Genomic DNA, 16,669 nt, shown 5'->3' with positions numbered 1-16,669 from the left:
TGAAATTTATAACTAATGGGTTGATTTCTTAATAATTGATTAGATTTGAGTCATGAAACTTATCAAACAGATATTAGATTTTTATTTAAACAGCAGCATTCATGTAGCTTTATCGTGTTTTGCATTGGTGCATATTACATTCCATGTCTTTCATATTCAGTACGATGAGCCAATGGCTTTGTTTGTTTTTTTCGGAACAATAGTGGGGTATAATTTTGTTAAATACGATGCTTTGGTTCGGGTAAAAAAAAATCCGATAGGAAGTCAGTTGAAAATTATCGCACTTTTGAGTCTTGTTTCGGTGGTTTTGGTTGGTTATTATTTTTTTCAATTAAAGCGAATTACGCAAGTTGTTTCGTTTGGAATTTTTGCGATTACCGCATTATACACCCTTCCGTTTTTTCCGAACAGAAGAAATGCGCGAAACTGGGCCGGAGTAAAAATTTATATGGTTGCCATTTGTTGGGTGGGAGCGACTTTGGTTTTACCTCTAATCAATGCTGAAATTCCTTTTACTTCTGATTTTTTTATCAAATGCATTCAGCGTTTTATTCTGGTTTTTGTTTTGATCTTGGTTTTCGAAATTCTTGATTTGGCCAATGATGATCCACATCTGCAAACTGTGCCACAAACGATAGGTGTGAAAAAAACTAAAATTTTAGGGTTGTTATTGCTGATACCGTTTTGTTTGTTGGAGTTTTTAATTTCGACCTTTAATTATCAAGATCTTTTTATTAATATCATCATGATCACAATGTTGTGTTTGTTCATTGTATTTGCAAACACCAATAGATCTAAGTATTATACTTCTTTTTGGGTAGAAAGTGTGCCGATCTTTTGGTGGCTGATGTTGGTTTTGCTATAAGCTTCAGTAGTTTTTTTAAACACGAATTACACGAATTATCACTAATTAATTAATGAGATTCTTGGCGGGGAATTTTTGCCACAGATTAAAGGATTAAAATGATTAAAAAATCTGTGCAAATCTTTTAATCTGTGGCAAAAAAATAATTCGAGCAAATTCGAGCAAATTCGTGGCAAAAAAATCAGGACGATCAAAATTTACCGAACGCAACGATTTATTAGCAAACAACTCAAAATAGTTATATCGAATCTTTTCTCATTAGAACTCCATACTATTGGTGTTTAATTTTTGCGATTGCACCACTTTTAGATTTGACTTCCTAAATTTTTATTTCTTATTGAAGGTGATATTTTCTAACTATACAATTCCTTGTAAAAGCAATCCTGTAACGGTTTTTTACTTCTTTCATAACCATAAAACGTTGTCTCATAACATTTTATTTATTAATACTATAGATTTAGTATAGTTTTGATCTAAGAAAAAGAGACCGAAAAAAAATCTTTTAGCACAATCTTTAATTAGATGATATGGATTTTTTGTCAGTACGATTTCCCAAAACAAACCCTATATCAGACCAGTGGAGCAGAACCCACTAAAAAAAACGAGGCGGTTCTGAAAAGCCTTACGAGTAAGAAAAAATTAAATTGAAAAGTTATGTCAAAATTATTAGCAGATGCTTATTTAGCAAGTGGCAAAATAGGAAATGTTGGAACTCCGGGAGCTCCAATCGCTACATTTAGTTTAGTAGTTGTACCATCACAAAATTCAGTATCTGGTACTGTTGTGATTACGCAAGCGATAGATGGACCGGACAGCCATATCGTTGTAGATGTAAAAGGAAAAATTTATGCTACCGGATTTGGACCTTTTACAAAAGTAGTTAGCTTGCACGGAGAGTACATTCAGTCTTTCCCGCCGCCGGCAATCGGAGCTTTTCCGGCTGAATTTGATGCGCATTTTGCGATCGATAATGAGTGGAACGGAATTGGAGGTTTCTCTTACTGGAGACACCATATTGAAAATGTACCAGTTCAAGCAATAAGAAACCTAAAGGAAGAGTTGGCGTAAATATAAAATTTACGCCAAATAATTCGATACAGGAATAGTATGAATCACCATAACTATTCCCGACAAGAGTTTCAATGTAAAAAGATCGTCTGACACAGACGGTCTTTTTTGTTACAGGGAGCTGTTCTCTGCGGTCTCTTTCAGGATTTTATTTCTGGCTAAAAGAAAATTGGTCAGATGCTTTTCGAGGCATATAATATCAAACAATTCTCCGAAAATGCCATAAGGCGTTTCATATTGTAAATGGTCTTTCATGATGGTAACCCCGTTTTGTTCTTCAAAAAAATGTTGGTGTTTGAATGATTTGAATTTGCCTTCCTCCATTTCATCCAGAAAATAATCATAAAGATCCATTTTTGTGATTCGGCTTTTGTGCGTCAGATAAAATCCGAAATGTTTTCCTCTCCAGGTGACGGTTTCATTGAAATTAATTAAGCCCGATGTAATACCGGCAATGGCTTTTTCATTTGAAGTTGCTGTTGATTTTTGATGCAAATCAATATCTCTCGCGGTATCAAAAACAATTTGTTTTGAGGCTTTTATTTTGGTGACTAAGTTTATTGTTGTCATTGTATTAGATTTTTTAATGCTTTTTCTAAAGTGTCAAATTCAAATTGAAAACCTTCTTCAAGCAATCGTTTCGGAATCACATTCCTGCTTTTTAAAACCAATTCCGGTTCAGTCCGGATAAGCAGAGAGCCTAATTTTAATAGCGATTCCGTTATTGGAATCCCAAATGGAGCCTTGACGGCTTTTCGTAGTAAGGACATGAAATTTTTATTTGTCACGGGTTTTGGAGCTACAATATTCAGTACTCCGGTTATTTCTTTGTCGATTATAAAATCTATTGCTCTGGCAAAATCTGTTTCATGAATCCAGCTTACCATTTGGTTTCCATTTCCTTGTTTTCCGCCAAAGCCAAATTGGGCAAGGGTTTTTAGCGGTACTAATGCACCTCCCTTTTTTCCTAAAACAATAGATGTTCTCAAAGCCGTTTTTAAGGTACTTGGCGTTTCGGTTTTAAAAAAAGCTTTTTCCCAGGATTGCGCCACGTTCATCGAGAAATCATTGCCAATTTCGCCGTTCCTTTCGTCCATTTCCTTGTCTAATGAGAAACGATATATGGTAGAGGTTGAGGAATTCAACCAGTGTTTCGGTGCGTTTTTACAATTTAAGACTGCTTTATTTAAAATCTTGGTGCTTTCAATTCGGGATAACAGTATCTCTTTTTTATTTTTTTTGGTGTACCGGCAATCAACCGATTTTCCCGCAAGGTTTATCAAAACGGCCGCGTTTTCGAGTTCTTTTTCCCAGCCGGAGAATGTCTTAGCATTCCAATTAACATATTTAATTCCGTCAATCGTTTTTGATTTCCCTCGGGTTAAGATTACGATTTCTCCGAATCTGTCTTTAAAATGACTTAGTAAACCCTGACCTAAAAAGCCGGTTCCTGCTGCGATGATTAATTTATTTCGGATCATTAGAAATTTAAAATTAAGAGTAAAACAATAAGTCTGTAAACAACCCACGTGATACATAAGTAAGTCGGTAGTTGTAGTATTTTAATCCTTCTGTAATGTTCCATAAACATAATAAAAGCGGTAAGAACAAACCAAATTAAAGAGGTATTTACTGAAATAGTGACAACAGTCTGAAATGCCAGTATTGGAAGAAGCAGTAAGGATCCCATTAAAGAAACCGTCATTAGATTCCCGCTATAATTGAGGATTGTTTTTCGGTCTGATTTCAAAAGAAACAAAGATTGAAAAAAGAGTTGTCCAATTGCTATCATAAATTCTCTTGTGATACTTGCTTTTGGCAAACTCGGAATCAGAAAAGAATAGTTGTACAATACGATTGTGGTCATAACAGTAGCAAAACCAATAAATAAAAATCGATACTTATAATTGAAATTCGGTACACATTGTAACTTCGCCGCTGTATTGATTTTACTCGGAATAATGACTTTTCGATTATAAGAAACAAACGAATACAGTTTCTTCAAAAAGAATTTAACGGGTTTTATATTTCCGATTTTTTCAATTAAAGGAAAAGAGAATCCAAGGACTTTTAGCAAACTGTCAATTCCATAAAGCACCGTTTGATTTTTGTTGTCTATTAACGCAATCTCATTGGAAGCACGGTTTATGTCAACAAAAGTTTGTTCGTTTTCATCTAATTGACAATACGATTTACGACCGTTTTCGTCCAGCATTTTTGCTTTTATAAAACCCGTAGTGTAAACTTGACATAACGGACAGTCTTCGTCATACAGTAAAGTTTGGTTTTCCAGTGTTTTCATGACAGGTAGTTTTTAGTAAATCTGACGAGTTTTATAAGTCCCGCCAGATGTAAGGGATGACTTAAGCTTTAAATACTAATCGTTCTTCTCTTGTTTCTTTTGCTTTTCTTTTTCCTCTGAAGAAAAAGTACAAATTGATGAATAACATTATACCTAAGTAAATAGAGAATCCGCCAATTTTATAACTTAAATTTTCAATTAATTCCTGGTAACTGTCTCTGCTCAATTCAAGTTGTAAAATCATTAAAGCGAATCCAACATTTAAAAGATAGAAACCGGTTTCAAAAAGTTTATTGGTGGCCTGAGCGATATCTTCTCTTCCTTTAAAAATATCAAGCATAAAGATTTTCCCATTTTTAAAAAGTGTTTTAGAAACATAGTAGGTAAGGAATAATGCAATTGGCAAATAAATACTGTAACCGATTAAGATTTTTATAGTTTCCATGATAGTTAAATTTAAGGTGTTATTTAATTAGTTTTTGAATGTATTTGGTAAGAATTATAATATTGAGATAATGTAAAATTGAAATGATGAAAATAATGATCGCCGTTTTTATTCCGATGGTTTCAATAAGTTGTGTCGATGATGTGATTTTCTGCCAGGAAACTAAAGTCATGGCACAATAACCACTATTCAAAAGATAATACGCCAGTAACAATACCTGATTGATTTTTTGACAAATTTCGATGTGATCCGGAATCAGTTCGCGGACATAAATGTTCCCATTCTTGTAACAGATTTTCCCAACTCTGAAAATGATGAAAATCGTGATGCTGAGGTAAATCAGATAGCCAGTAATGTTGAGATTCATGGTCTGTTTGTTTATAGTTATTGATTGTTTTAAACTTTCAGAAAAAAATGAAACTTTTAATGAAATTTTTTTATTTCATGATTTTTAAAACCAGACGACCTAGCCAGTTTTCGTTAAACTCTGTTATTTTATCCAGCATATTATCTGCCTTTAAAACAAAATCATACAATTTATTGGTTTGATCGATAAAGTGTTTTTCTTCGGCAGTGTCTTTTGCTTCTATTGAGGAAACTTCTTTTAGGATTTTAAGAGCAGGTTTAATCTCTCTTTTGCTTCTTTCTCTGGCAATTTTTACAGCCAATTCGTCCAGATCTTTTTCAGCAGTAAAAAATTCCCTTCTTTCTCCAGCTTTGTATTCTTTATATACAATTCCCCAATCCATTAAACCTCTTAAGTTCATACTTGCATTACCACGGGAAATCTGCAATTCATCCATAATGTCTTCCATAGAAACCGGCTCGTTAGAAACCATCAGTAAAGCATGAATCTGTGCCATGGTTTTATTGATGCCCCATTGAGAACCTAAAGCTCCCCAGGTCTGTACGAATTTATTTTTTGCTTCTTTGAATTCCATAGATCAAATGTAAGCAAAAGTTTTTAAACTTTCAAAAATAATTGAAAGATAATTTTAAAATATAATATTGTTGCCGCGTAAAACGGTTTCTCAACTGCCTTTTTAAAGTTTTAAAAGCACGGCTATTCTGCGATTAAGTTAGGGATGTTTGCTTTGAATTCATTTACTAAACTATTTATCTCATCTAGGTAAGAAGGGCTTTCATGACATCTAAAAGGACTCTTGGGGCATTTTTTATCTCTTTCATGACAAAAAAAAATTGCCTTATGACATTTTTTTGCTCTAAGCGGGACTGCTGTTATAGCTTTGATAGGGAATTTAAGAGATGGAGTACGGAATAGCGTTCCATTTTTATGCCCGTTTACTTTTCAATAAAGAGAAGAGCAGCCACTCGAAAGAAACCAGCTCAATTCTGAAAAGTTCTAATTAAACATGACAAAAACCAAAAACCAAACCAAAATGGAAAATTTAGTAACAGAAGATTATTTAGCAGAAGGAACTATAGGAAATGTTGGGATGCCGGGTGCTCCCATTGCTACGTTTAGTTTGATAGTAAAGCCATTGAAGAATTCTGTGACGGGTACGGTTATCATTAAACAAACCGTAGATGATTCTGAAAATGATATAGCCATTGAGGTTAAAGGAAAAATCAATGTTACGCGATTAGGGCAATTCACAAAAGTAGTCAGCCTGCAAGGAAAGTACAGACAGTCGTTGGAGAAATCGGAGAATGACTCTTTTTTGGCTGATTTTGATGCCTATTTTGCGATTAATAACTGCTGGGACGGAACGGGAGGTTTTTCGTGCCACAATCACCAGATTGAAAATGAACCTGTTGCTTTGGCGGAAAATTTGAAAGAGGAATTTGGTATCAACTAAAAAAGATACGCCTGATCATTTTACTGCCTGTAATGTGAATTTAAATAAATGTTTTGCTGCTTAATTATATCCCTAAATAAACCAAATCTAAACTGTGAAAAAGATGAAAAAAACAACCACAAAAATTATTGCTGTAGCATTTATGGTAATAGTAATCCTGTTTTTAGGATGTAAAAAAGAGAAAGGCCTTTTGGCTTCTAATGATTATGAGTATTTACCACAAGATGTAAAAGAAACTTGCACGGTGTCTGAATCCGAGTTTAAGTCTTGGTTTGCTTCGGGTACCGTAACTGAAAACGGATTAGTCAAACCGGCAAACAGTGTGTTGTTTCCGAGTAAAAACAATTGTGATTTTTATAAATGGTCGGAGCAGATGTTCTTATGGCTAACGTCTCCGGCTTCAGGAGGATATAACGGAAAAGGAACTGTTTTAGAATCTCCCGTATTTTACAATGTTTCTCCTCCTGATTCCTTAAACAAACGTACGCTGACACAACACAAAGCCAATGAAGCGATTCGTGCGGTAAGTAACATTAATCAAAGCGGACCAAACAGATTGCCTATTTTGATCGATAAAAATGGAAGAAGGTTTGAAATTGAAGCAGCGAAAAAAGACGAAAAAGTTAAAAACGACGCTAACAAATTAATCCAGTTCGATCATATTTTGACCAATGCCTCAGGATTGCACTCTTTTATTGATACAAAAGGAAAAGTCATCAAAAATCCAAAACCTGTTATCGACAGTAAAATTAACCCGTCCGCGGTGGTACAGGAATTTAAAATAGGGGCAAAATCAATTTTTCTTGATTCTAAAGGTAGAGAAGTGCAGTCTGAACAAGGACAAGCAGGTTCTCATGGCGCTTTAATGGGAGAAAATAAATCATTAGTATACTATATCACTATGGTTAATGATGTTTACGCTTATTTTTTAACCGGAGTCAACGAGGGTAAATTAAACGGAAATCAATTTCCAACCACAGCCAGCGCCAGAGATAGTATTTTGGCCTATGCAAAAACAAAAGGCTGGGCCGCACCTCCCGATCCGGATGCTTTGGCAATGGAATTAAAAACGTCATGGGTAGAAGTCAAAGATTTACCAAACGCGGATACTTATGTTACGATAAAAGCGGTAATCCCTACTTATGATAAGTCCAATCCAAAGGTATGGGTTGAAAAGGGGCAAAAAACAACAACATTAGCATTGGTAGGAATGCATGTTGTAGGAAGTGTAGCCGGACATCCTGAAATGGTTTGGGCCACTTTTGAACATGAGAAAAACTCGCCAAATGATGCTTACGCTTACCGCGATAAACAAAATAATATAAAACAGGTGCGAGCCGATACCGGTAAAGGATGGCTTTTTAATGTCAATGCCAATGATACAACAGGAAATCAAAACTTTCAAAGTATGACTGTTTCAGGTAATACGATTCAGGTAAAAGATACAACGATTAAGACTCCTAATGTAAGAAGAATTATGGCTTGGGGAGTGGCTTCTAATACCGTTCCTAACGGAGAAGATCAAACACCGGCTGATTCCAACAGTGAGATCATTTCCATAAATAATGCCGTTCGTAAGATGTTGGTAGGCAAAGATGTCAGAAAAAATTATCTGTTAATAGGAGCAACATGGACTTTTGGAGGTGCTGCACCAAACGGGAATGTTTACCCCTATGGAGGGACAGCTGACTCAATTCCTAATGGAGATGCAATTGGTACCGGACAGTTGTCTAATAGTACCATGGAAACGTTTGTTCAATCTCCATCAACGGCTTCGACAGACAGCACTGCAATCTCTTGTTTTTCTTGTCATAGTAATAATACTAGTCCTAGTCTGCAACCCAAAATCCTGAGTCATGTTTTCGGTGAAATTATACCGTTATCGTCCTCTAGTAAGAAAAAAATATAAGTGAAATAAAAATGGTATTGTCGTCAAAAAGCGATTGATCACCTAAAATAAGAATGGCAAAAAAAGCGAAGCAACAGTTTCGGTTTTTTTGCTGTTTTTGTCTTTCTAAATAATAAATCTCAAACACCAACAATTAACCTAAAAAAGAAGTATTATGACAACATTTTCATCAAGTCCGAATTTTGCAAATGGTTACCCGACACCGGGACCGCAAGATCCGACACCCCAAAAAGTTTTCGATCATATTTTTTTTCTTTCAGAAACAGATTGGAAAATAGCTCGCGAACAAGAGCATTTTGATTTTATTATAATTGGTAGTGGTTTTTGTTCTTTGGCTTTTGCCGAACGAACTTTAGCTCAAAACCCAATGTCTAAAATTTTGATTGTAGAAAGAGGGCCTTTTTTCCTGCCGGAACATTTTCAAAATTTACCTATTCCTTATCAACATGTGTTAGGCGGATTGTCAGAAACATTTCCGTGGACACTTTCGAGTAAAACGGCGACACAACCTGCAGGGAATATTCAGTTTCAACACGGAATGATTCCTTTTTTTGGAGGAAGAAGTATTATGTGGAGTGCCTGGTGTCCAAGACCTACACAGGAAGAAATGCAATATTGGCCGCAAGAAACTATAGATGCTGCAAAAGCGCATTTTAAATCGGCAGAAATTTTATTAAATGTAGTGCCGGCCGATCAGATCGATAGTGATTTAGATCCTGTCGTTTTAAAACATGTTGCATTGCAACGCCCTGTGTATGGACTATTGCAAACCGAGCTTCAGGAGATGTTGGCTGCTAATTTAGGGAAAGTGACTTCAGCAACCAGAAGTATGGCAGCGCCTTTGGCAGCGGGGTCAGGGGTACAGGAAGGTTTGGATTTTGCTAAATTTTCTACCCCATCTGTGATGTTGGATCTTGCCATAAAACAATCTGATTTAAGTAAAAAAGGAGAGGGAAGTCCGCTGCAAATGGTGGGTAACTGTATTGTAAACCGCATTCATCAGCAAGACGGGGTTGCCACTGCTTTAGAAACTTCCAGAGGAATGGTAAATGTAGGTAATGCTAAAGTGATTTTGGCAATGGGAACACTTCCTCCGGCTACGTTGATCTTAAATTCTTTTCCTCAGGTAAAAAAAGCAGGAGAACGTTTTACGGCACATTTCATTACCTCTGTAGTAGCACGTATTCCGCGTAAAGATTATGATTTTGCAAATCAATTAAGTGAATTGGAATTAGCGGCGATCTACATGGCAGGTGTAAATAAAGAAAGTGGTATGCAATATCACGTACAACTTTCGGTTCTTTCAGATAAAAACCCGCTTAAGAATGCTCAGAAAGCAGCTCGTTATATGCCCGATGTTGTCGCTACTGCGTCTATGGCACAGCTTACAAGTTCTGAGGATTATTTGGTATTTGTATGTGCAGTACTGGGCGAAATGGATTTCAGAAATCCGGAGAATTACCTGCGTCTTAACGGACAATCTGATCCTACAACAAATGTAACGTTGCAGGCGGTAGCCGGTGAAACAGATTTGCAGACTTGGGATACCATGGATCATGGGACTTTTCAGATGTTAGAAGAGGCTTTATCACCAAAAGGGCACACTGCTGTAGAATATTGGCACGGTAATGCAGATGAAGGAGTCTGGATGAGTGAGCACCCACCGGTTAAACAACGCAGAGTGGGCGGATTGGTTCATGAAGGTTCAAGTCTTTGGATTGGCAAAGGAGACGAAGGAGTTGTTGGTTTGGATTACCGTCCAAACGGTGTTGAGAATGTCTATGTGACAGGAGGAGCACTTTGGCCTGCAAGTGGTTCGTGGAATCCAACAATGACTATGGTTGCACTAGCTCAGGATTTGGCAGATAATTTGCATCAGGAGTCCCATATTAAGGTTAAAAGTGAATCTAAAACTTTTGTTTCAAATTAATCATGGAAAATCAAACCTTAAACGAACTCGATACCGATATAAATAATATACCATTAGATACTATTCCTGCCATGACAGTGGGAGATGTACTCGATAAAACAGATGGTGTATATTTTTGTATCAAGAATCGCGATGCTGTCTTTTTGTGGGTCAATAAAGATTTTGCAGATTTATTAGGGCAAAAGCAAGAAGACCTTATCGGGACCAGAGATAGTCGTGCCGCACATGTGGCCCATGACAAAGAAGTTATGGAAAGTGGTATTCCATTGTTGAATTACTACGAGACCATTGAAATAACCGAGCCAGACGGATCCGTTGCCGATTTAGAAATTGTTACTCAAAAAGGGCTTTTACGGAAGAAAGGTGGCGACGAAATTATAGGAATCACCGTGTGTTTTTCTAAACGATTTCCTAACGCCAATATCGAGGCCGATCGATTGATTCGAAAGTTAAATATGGTTCCCACAGGAATTGGAGGGTATTTAGCCCATGGACCCGAAAGTGATATCATCCTCCCGGAAGCAGCTTTACCAAAACGTTTTAATGGTGATCGTAGGGCTTATTCTACCAATTATTATCTTTTAAAAGAAGGAGAGGTGCTTAAAATTCATGCCTTGAATCAAGATGAGCAATGGTTTTTCCATCAGGGAAGCGCGATCAAACTGCATATTTTCTCAGAAGAGGGCGTTTATTCTACGGTAACTTTTGGCAGTGATCTCGATCAGGGACAACTTCTAATGGGAGCTGCACCGCATAACCATTGGTTTGGTGCCGAATTAGTAGGCCTGGGTTATGCCTTATCAAGCTGTAGTCTTGCTCCAGCCTGGGATAAAAGTGATAGTTTTCTTCCTACTCCTGAACAAATTGAAATGCTTAAAATTAAATTTCCGGAGCAAGTTGAAATCATTAATAAGCTTCAGTAAAAGCATAAAAAAAATGGAGCTATTTGCGATAGCAAGCAGCTCCATTTATAGTAGTATAAATCAAAACCGAAGCAATTGCTTCGGTTTTTTAGTTATCTTTTGTCTTCCTTGGAATAATTAGATTCTCCATCAAGAGGGATAGGATTTCCTAAAAAATGAGGTTCGCGATTTCTCAGAACATCAAAAAAGGATTTCACTATAGAAATACATTCTCTAAATCGGACATATTTATAGCCATTATATTCCCCTCTGTTTGCAGAGAAACCAATTGATTTTACGCCAAGTTTGTTTCCAATGTAAATGGCTCTGTTTAAATGGTATTCCTGAGAGATTAAAGTTGCTTTTTCAACTTTAAAAATATGCTTCGCTCTATACATCGTTGAATACGTATCGAAACCGGCATAATCAACAAAAATCTTAGTCGTATCAACACCGTTTCTATAACAGTAATTTTTCATGACCGTTAATTCATCATATTCGTCACGTCCATTGTCACCCGAAAGTAAAATTTTGCTAATTCTTTTGGTTTTGTACAGTAGAATTCCGGCATCAAGTCTGTCCTTTAAATATTTACTTGGCTGATCACCATTAATTCCCGCACCAAAAACAATTCCAATGTCGTTTTTTGGTAATTTTTCTAAAGAGTGGTAAATAAGTGGTTCTGTAGTTGATTTTACATAGTAATTAACAGAAATAATTGCAACCAATCCTATAAGAGAAAGGTAAAGGAATAGTTTAAAATACTTTTTCAAGGTAGTTATTTTTTAATATTAAAATTCCAGTCACAGCCTTAAACTGCGACTGAAAACAGAGAACTTTTTAAAGTAATCCCGCACGTTTCAATAAAGCCTCAGGTTTTGGTTCCTGACCTCTAAAACGTTTGTATAAAAGCATCGGGTGCTCTGTTCCTCCTTTTGAAAGTACGTTTTCTTTGAACTTTGAAGCTACTTCAGTATTAAAGATTCCTTTTTCCTGAAAATATTCAAAAGCATCTGCATCTAATACTTCTGCCCATTTGTAGCTGTAATATCCCGAAGAATAACCTCCTTGGAAAATATGTGAAAATGCCGTACTCATGGCATTTTCTTTTACTTCAGGATACAATTTGGTATCGGCAAATTGCTCCGTTTCGAAAGCTTTCAGATCCGTAATGTTGGTCGGATCTTGTCCGTGCCAAGCCATATCTAATAATCCAAAACTCAACTGACGTAAAGTAGCTAGTCCTTCTTGAAAACTGGCACTTTCTTTTATTTTTTGAACATATTCAATCGGGATGATTTCACCCGTTTCATAATGATTCGCAAACAAAGCCAAGGCTTCCGGTTCGTAACACCAATTCTCCATAATCTGACTTGGCAATTCTACAAAGTCCCAAAAAACGGAAGTTCCGGACAGACTTGGGTAGGTGGTGTTGGCCAACATTCCATGTAACCCGTGACCAAATTCGTGGAATAAAGTCGTTACTTCATTAAAAGTAAGTAATGAAGGTTTAGTTTCTGTCGGTTTAGTGAAATTACAAACATTAGAAATGTGTGGTCTTTCATTTACATCATCTTTTACATATTGCGATTTGAATGAGGTCATCCAGGCACCGTTTCGTTTTCCTTTTCTTGGGAAAAAATCCGCATAGAAAATCGAAACTAATTTATTTTCTGCGTCTGTTACTTCATAAGTGGTAACTTCTTCATGGTATTTGTCAATATCAAAGACTTCTGTAAAGGTTAATCCGTATAGTTTTTCGGCAACGATGAAAGCTCCGTTTAATACTTTTTCTAACTGGAAATAAGGTTTTAGCTTTTCATCATCTAAGTTGAAAAGTTGTTGTTTTAATTTCTCAGAGTAATAAGAGCCATCCCATTTCTCCAATTCTTCAATTCCGTCCAGTTCTTTTGCAAAAGCCGTTAATTCTGCAAACTCTTTTTGAGCGGCAGGCTTTGCTTTCGCTAATAAATCGTTTAAGAAAGTAAAAACTTTTTCCGGGCTTTCTGCCATTCTTTCTTCTAGAACAAAATGCGCGTGTGTTTTATAGCCTAACAAATTGGCTCTTTCGAAACGTAATTTAGCTATTTTTAAAACATTCTCCTGATTGTCAAATTCGTTACCCTGAAATGCTTTTGCGCCAAAGGCAATGGCCATTTTTTTACGCAATTCGCGATTGTCAGCATAAGTCAAAAACGGAATATAACTTGGGTGATCTAAAGTAAATATCCAACCTTCTTTCTCCTGACTTTTAGCCAGTGATCGGGCTGCTTCAATAGTTCCTTCCGGTAATCCGGCCAAGTCACTTTCGCTTGTTAAATGCAATTCGAAGGCATTGGTTTCTGCCAAAACATTTTCGCCAAATTGTAAACTTAATTTAGAAAGTTCTTTGTCGATTTCGCGTAATTGCTCTTTTTTGTCTTCGGCTAAGTTGGCTCCGTTTCTGGAGAAACTTTTATATTTTTTATCTAAAAGTGTCGTTTGTTCCGGAGTTAGATTCAAACTTTCTTTTTGATCATAAACTGCTTTTACTTTAGAAAATAAAGCGGCGTTTAGCGTAATGTCGTTTCCGAAATCTGATAATAAAGGCGAAACTTCCTGAGCGATTTTTTGCATTTCGTCATTCGTTTCAGCCGAATTTAAATTGAAGAAAATACTAGAAATACGATCCAAAATATCACCGGAATATTCCAATGTAAGAATCGTGTTTTCAAAAGTGGGTGTTTCGGGATTGTCTACGATAGCGTCAATTTCGGCTTTGGCCTGAGTAATTCCTTCCTGAAAAGCAGGAAAATAATCTTCGATTTTGATTTGCGAAAACGGGGCTGTATTATGTCTGGTGTTGAAATATTGTGTTAAGATACTCATTGATATTGTTTTTTATTCTACTGATTTTTTATGACGTTTCGGGCTAATTTAGCAGTTTAATTTTGATTGTTAGGAGCCTGAAAAGTTAAAGTCATAATTTGAATTTTTCTAAATCTTGAAAGTTGTTCCAAAAACGTAGTAAATTGGATTGTTTCGTTTTCTATTCGGTAATAAAGTGAAATGTGTTTTGTAATGACAATTTTGTAGACGTTTTTGTAGTTGGTCTTTAGGAATAAAACGGTGTCATTTTTTAAAAGGGCTATTGTTGTGTCTACTTTTTTAATAAAATGTAAAGCACTTTTTTCAGACCATTCTGCTTCAAGATAATCGATATTGTTCCAAAAATCTTTTTTAGCTTGTGGAGCCCAAATTACATCCATTATTTAAAATATTTTGAATAGCGGATTTTGGTTTCTTCCATTACGGCATCATGTTGGATTCCTTCTTCTTTTTCTAAAGAATAAATAGCTTCATTGATTTTGCTTTTTTGCTCTTCTGATAAACTTTCTTTCGATTGAATGAAATCAACAATTTCCTGAATCAAATCAGGATTGTCTATGTCCAGAACAATTTTAGCTAATTCTATTTTAGAGGCTTGGATATTCATTACTGCTTTTTTATCAAAGTTAAGTTTTTCTTTTAAGTTTTAAAGTGTTTTAAATCTGATTGTTTGTCAAAAGAGGATAAGCGTAAAGGTCCATTTGAATTGAAATCTAAAATTCCCGCAGGATTTTGGAAATCTTGCGGGAATTAGTTTTTTATTTTTTTAAACCCTCAGCAGCTTTATTAACGGCAGCTTTAAGTTCTTCTTTGTATGAGATAATAGTCTCAAGAACTATTTTGTCATGACTTCCGATGATTTGTGCGGCCAGAATTCCGGCATTTTTTGCTCCATTTAGGGCAACTGTCGCCACAGGAACTCCACCCGGCATCTGAAGAATAGACAATACACTATCCCATCCGTCAATAGAATTACTTGATTTTACAGGAACTCCAATTACAGGTAACGGTGACATTGAAGCAACCATTCCCGGTAAATGTGCTGCACCACCTGCTCCGGCAATAATCACCGAAATACCGCGAGTGTGCGCATTTTTACTGAAATCAAATAATTTTTCCGGCGTTCTGTGTGCCGAAACAATATCAACTTCTACTTCTATATTAAATTGTTTTAGTATGTCGATGGCATCCTGCATGACTGGCATGTCTGAGATACTTCCCATTATGATAGCTACTTTGCTCATGTGTTTTGTTTTTTTGTTGTGTGTTTTGTTTTAAGTTAAAAGTTTCATGTTTCATGTTTCACGTTTTAGACTGTGACTGAAAAGTGTGACTGTTTTTTTGTTTCAAGTTTCAGACTGCGACTGCTACTGTGACTGTGACTGAAAACTGCGACTGTATACTCTCTTAACTAATAACCTTAATAGTATTCTTAACATCCTCTGCAATTCGTCTTGCCTCGGTCATGTCTTGATTTACAATCGTAACGTGTCCCATTTTTCGGAACGGGCGTGTTTGTTTTTTACCGTAAATATGCGGTGTAACACCATTCCAACCTAAAATGGTTTCGATATTTTGGTAGACAACGTCTCCTGAGAAACCTTCTGCGCCTACTAAATTTACCATTACTCCGGCAACTTTACTTTCTGTATCTCCCAATGGAAGATCTAAAATGGCACGTAAATGATTTTCGAATTGGGAAGTATAACTGGCTTCAATAGAATAATGACCGGAATTGTGCGGACGTGGTGCGACCTCATTTACCAGGATTTCATCTTCGTTAGTTTGAAACATTTCGACCGCTAGAAGCCCAACGTGATTGAATTTTTCAGAAACATTTAAGGCAATCGCTCTGGCTTTTTCTGCTACTTTTTCATCAATACGGGCAGGACAGATTACATATTCTACCTGATTGGCTTCGGGATGAAATTCCATCTCCACAACCGGATAGGTTTTTATTTGACCGGACGGATTGCGACAAACAATGACCGCCAGTTCATTTTTGAACGGAATCATCGTTTCTGCAATACATTCTACATTTGGTAAAGAATCCAGATCGGTACTTTTACGAATCACTTTTACGCCATTTCCATCATATCCAAATTCAGTACATTTCCATACAAATGGTAATGTCAGATCGTTGATTTTTGATTTTAGACTTTCCAGATTCTCAAATTTCTCAAAAGGAGCCGTTGGAATATGGTTTGCTGCGTAAAATTCTTTTTGAATCCCTTTGTTTTGAATTCCTTTTAAAGTTTTTGGAGAAGGGTAGATTTTTAGGCCTTCATTTTCTAATTGTGTTAAAGCTTCCAGATTAACCAATTCAATTTCGAAAGTTAAAACATCAACCAGTTTTCCAAAATTGTACACCGTTTCATAGTCCATTAAATCGCCTTTGAAAAATTGGTTGCAGGCAATTTTACTGGGTGCTTCGTCACTCGGATCTAATACATAAGTTTGTATGTCAAATTTTCGGGTATCAAATAACAGCATCTTGCCCAATTGTCCACCACCTAAAATTCCTAATTTAAAATCAGAAGAAAAATAATTCATTGTTGTG

General features: G+C 36.2%; 18 protein-coding genes. 6 read left to right on the top strand and 12 right to left on the bottom strand.

Translation table 11 applies throughout. The features are described from left to right. The first annotated feature begins 52 nt into the window (after nt 1-52). Both LNP23_RS02230 and LNP23_RS02225 read left to right on the top strand, forming a co-directional pair. Nucleotides 53-865, top strand: a complete 813-nt coding sequence (locus LNP23_RS02230) for a hypothetical protein (RefSeq protein WP_230003462.1) — start codon at nt 53-55, stop codon at nt 863-865. A gap of 654 nt (nt 866-1,519) precedes the next feature. Continuing rightward, nucleotides 1,520-1,933: a DUF1842 domain-containing protein gene (locus LNP23_RS02225; RefSeq protein ID WP_230003460.1), complete on the top strand. Its 414-nt coding sequence runs from the start codon at nt 1,520-1,522 to the stop codon at nt 1,931-1,933. Between the two features lie 111 nt (nt 1,934-2,044). Here LNP23_RS02225 and LNP23_RS02220 read toward each other — a convergent pair whose 3' ends face one another. The 6 genes from LNP23_RS02220 to LNP23_RS02195 all read right to left on the bottom strand — a co-directional run bounded on the left by LNP23_RS02220 (nt 2,045) and on the right by LNP23_RS02195 (nt 5,621). Next, on the bottom strand, nt 2,045-2,503 hold the full coding sequence (locus LNP23_RS02220) for an SRPBCC family protein (protein WP_230003458.1): 459 nt from the start codon (nt 2,501-2,503) through the stop codon (nt 2,045-2,047). After that, entirely contained in the window at nt 2,500-3,414 is a 915-nt protein-coding gene (locus LNP23_RS02215) for a TIGR01777 family oxidoreductase (RefSeq protein WP_230003457.1), read from the bottom strand. Before LNP23_RS02215 ends, LNP23_RS02220 begins: the two co-directional genes overlap by 4 nt. Beyond that, the gene (locus LNP23_RS02210) at nt 3,414-4,235 is read right to left on the bottom strand and encodes a DUF393 domain-containing protein (protein ID WP_230003455.1); all 822 of its coding nucleotides are present in this window, start codon (nt 4,233-4,235) and stop codon (nt 3,414-3,416) included. Before LNP23_RS02210 ends, LNP23_RS02215 begins: the two co-directional genes overlap by 1 nt. 61 nt (nt 4,236-4,296) lie before the next feature. Beyond that, nucleotides 4,297-4,680 carry a hypothetical protein gene (locus LNP23_RS02205; RefSeq protein WP_230003453.1) on the bottom strand — a complete coding sequence of 128 codons (384 nt, stop codon included), beginning with the start codon at nt 4,678-4,680 and terminating at the stop codon, nt 4,297-4,299. Between the two features lie 19 nt (nt 4,681-4,699). Continuing rightward, nucleotides 4,700-5,047, bottom strand: coding sequence for a hypothetical protein (locus LNP23_RS02200; RefSeq protein WP_230003450.1), 348 nt, complete (start codon nt 5,045-5,047; stop codon nt 4,700-4,702). A 70-nt stretch (nt 5,048-5,117) separates the two neighbouring features. After that, complete coding sequence (locus LNP23_RS02195) at nt 5,118-5,621, bottom strand: GbsR/MarR family transcriptional regulator (protein WP_230003448.1); 504 nt, start codon at nt 5,619-5,621, stop codon at nt 5,118-5,120. Between the two features lie 459 nt (nt 5,622-6,080). On the opposite strand from LNP23_RS02195, the gene LNP23_RS02190 reads away from it, so the two are divergent. The 4 genes from LNP23_RS02190 (at nt 6,081) to LNP23_RS02175 (ending at nt 11,262) form a co-directional block, all read left to right on the top strand. Continuing rightward, nucleotides 6,081-6,500: a DUF1842 domain-containing protein gene (locus tag LNP23_RS02190; RefSeq protein ID WP_230003446.1), complete on the top strand. Its 420-nt coding sequence runs from the start codon at nt 6,081-6,083 to the stop codon at nt 6,498-6,500. A gap of 103 nt (nt 6,501-6,603) precedes the next feature. Then, nucleotides 6,604-8,409, top strand: coding sequence for a hypothetical protein (locus LNP23_RS02185; protein WP_230003445.1), 1,806 nt, complete (start codon nt 6,604-6,606; stop codon nt 8,407-8,409). A gap of 154 nt (nt 8,410-8,563) precedes the next feature. Further along, nucleotides 8,564-10,339 carry a GMC oxidoreductase gene (locus LNP23_RS02180; RefSeq protein WP_230003443.1) on the top strand — a complete coding sequence of 592 codons (1,776 nt, stop codon included), beginning with the start codon at nt 8,564-8,566 and terminating at the stop codon, nt 10,337-10,339. 2 nt (nt 10,340-10,341) lie between these two features. Continuing rightward, nucleotides 10,342-11,262, top strand: a complete 921-nt coding sequence (locus LNP23_RS02175; RefSeq protein ID WP_230003441.1) for a cupin domain-containing protein — start codon at nt 10,342-10,344, stop codon at nt 11,260-11,262. Between the two features lie 92 nt (nt 11,263-11,354). On the opposite strand, the gene LNP23_RS02170 is transcribed toward LNP23_RS02175, so the two are convergent. From LNP23_RS02170 to LNP23_RS02145, 6 genes are all read right to left on the bottom strand, one after another. Further along, a complete protein-coding gene (locus tag LNP23_RS02170) occupies nt 11,355-12,014 on the bottom strand; it encodes a SanA/YdcF family protein (protein ID WP_230003439.1) in 660 nt (219 codons plus the stop codon). 67 nt (nt 12,015-12,081) lie between these two features. Next, the gene (locus LNP23_RS02165) at nt 12,082-14,109 is read right to left on the bottom strand and encodes a M3 family metallopeptidase (protein WP_230003437.1); all 2,028 of its coding nucleotides are present in this window, start codon (nt 14,107-14,109) and stop codon (nt 12,082-12,084) included. Nucleotides 14,110-14,165: 56 nt separating this feature from the next. Then, nucleotides 14,166-14,489: a type II toxin-antitoxin system RelE/ParE family toxin gene (locus LNP23_RS02160; RefSeq protein WP_230003436.1), complete on the bottom strand. Its 324-nt coding sequence runs from the start codon at nt 14,487-14,489 to the stop codon at nt 14,166-14,168. Then, nucleotides 14,489-14,716 carry a hypothetical protein gene (locus tag LNP23_RS02155; protein WP_047774358.1) on the bottom strand — a complete coding sequence of 76 codons (228 nt, stop codon included), beginning with the start codon at nt 14,714-14,716 and terminating at the stop codon, nt 14,489-14,491. The genes LNP23_RS02160 and LNP23_RS02155 overlap by 1 nt, the downstream gene beginning before the upstream one ends. A gap of 151 nt (nt 14,717-14,867) precedes the next feature. Beyond that, on the bottom strand, nt 14,868-15,353 hold the full coding sequence (gene purE, locus LNP23_RS02150; RefSeq protein ID WP_230003434.1) for a 5-(carboxyamino)imidazole ribonucleotide mutase: 486 nt from the start codon (nt 15,351-15,353) through the stop codon (nt 14,868-14,870). A 163-nt stretch (nt 15,354-15,516) separates the two neighbouring features. Continuing rightward, the gene (locus LNP23_RS02145) at nt 15,517-16,662 is read right to left on the bottom strand and encodes a 5-(carboxyamino)imidazole ribonucleotide synthase (RefSeq protein WP_047774354.1); all 1,146 of its coding nucleotides are present in this window, start codon (nt 16,660-16,662) and stop codon (nt 15,517-15,519) included. Nucleotides 16,663-16,669: the final 7 nt, after the last annotated feature.

The sequence above is a fragment of the Flavobacterium cupriresistens genome (assembly GCF_020911925.1).
In the GTDB taxonomy this organism is placed as follows: Bacteria; Bacteroidota; Bacteroidia; order Flavobacteriales; family Flavobacteriaceae; genus Flavobacterium; species Flavobacterium cupriresistens.
The sequence above is the reverse complement of the archived record's forward strand: the minus strand, read 5'-3'. Positions and strand labels throughout refer to the sequence as shown.

Coding starts and splice junctions, on each gene's coding strand:
- LNP23_RS02230 (WP_230003462.1), top strand. CDS start 53: ATGAAACTTATCAAACAGATATTAGATTTTTATTTAAACAGCAGCATT.
- LNP23_RS02225 (WP_230003460.1), top strand. CDS start 1,520: ATGTCAAAATTATTAGCAGATGCTTATTTAGCAAGTGGCAAAATAGGA.
- LNP23_RS02220 (WP_230003458.1), bottom strand. CDS start 2,503: ATGACAACAATAAACTTAGTCACCAAAATAAAAGCCTCAAAACAAATT.
- LNP23_RS02215 (WP_230003457.1), bottom strand. CDS start 3,414: ATGATCCGAAATAAATTAATCATCGCAGCAGGAACCGGCTTTTTAGGT.
- LNP23_RS02210 (WP_230003455.1), bottom strand. CDS start 4,235: ATGAAAACACTGGAAAACCAAACTTTACTGTATGACGAAGACTGTCCG.
- LNP23_RS02205 (WP_230003453.1), bottom strand. CDS start 4,680: ATGGAAACTATAAAAATCTTAATCGGTTACAGTATTTATTTGCCAATT.
- LNP23_RS02200 (WP_230003450.1), bottom strand. CDS start 5,047: ATGAATCTCAACATTACTGGCTATCTGATTTACCTCAGCATCACGATT.
- LNP23_RS02195 (WP_230003448.1), bottom strand. CDS start 5,621: ATGGAATTCAAAGAAGCAAAAAATAAATTCGTACAGACCTGGGGAGCT.
- LNP23_RS02190 (WP_230003446.1), top strand. CDS start 6,081: ATGGAAAATTTAGTAACAGAAGATTATTTAGCAGAAGGAACTATAGGA.
- LNP23_RS02185 (WP_230003445.1), top strand. CDS start 6,604: ATGAAAAAAACAACCACAAAAATTATTGCTGTAGCATTTATGGTAATA.
- LNP23_RS02180 (WP_230003443.1), top strand. CDS start 8,564: ATGACAACATTTTCATCAAGTCCGAATTTTGCAAATGGTTACCCGACA.
- LNP23_RS02175 (WP_230003441.1), top strand. CDS start 10,342: ATGGAAAATCAAACCTTAAACGAACTCGATACCGATATAAATAATATA.
- LNP23_RS02165 (WP_230003437.1), bottom strand. CDS start 14,109: ATGAGTATCTTAACACAATATTTCAACACCAGACATAATACAGCCCCG.
- LNP23_RS02160 (WP_230003436.1), bottom strand. CDS start 14,489: ATGGATGTAATTTGGGCTCCACAAGCTAAAAAAGATTTTTGGAACAAT.
- LNP23_RS02155 (WP_047774358.1), bottom strand. CDS start 14,716: ATGAATATCCAAGCCTCTAAAATAGAATTAGCTAAAATTGTTCTGGAC.
- purE (WP_230003434.1), bottom strand. CDS start 15,353: ATGAGCAAAGTAGCTATCATAATGGGAAGTATCTCAGACATGCCAGTC.
- LNP23_RS02145 (WP_047774354.1), bottom strand. CDS start 16,662: ATGAATTATTTTTCTTCTGATTTTAAATTAGGAATTTTAGGTGGTGGA.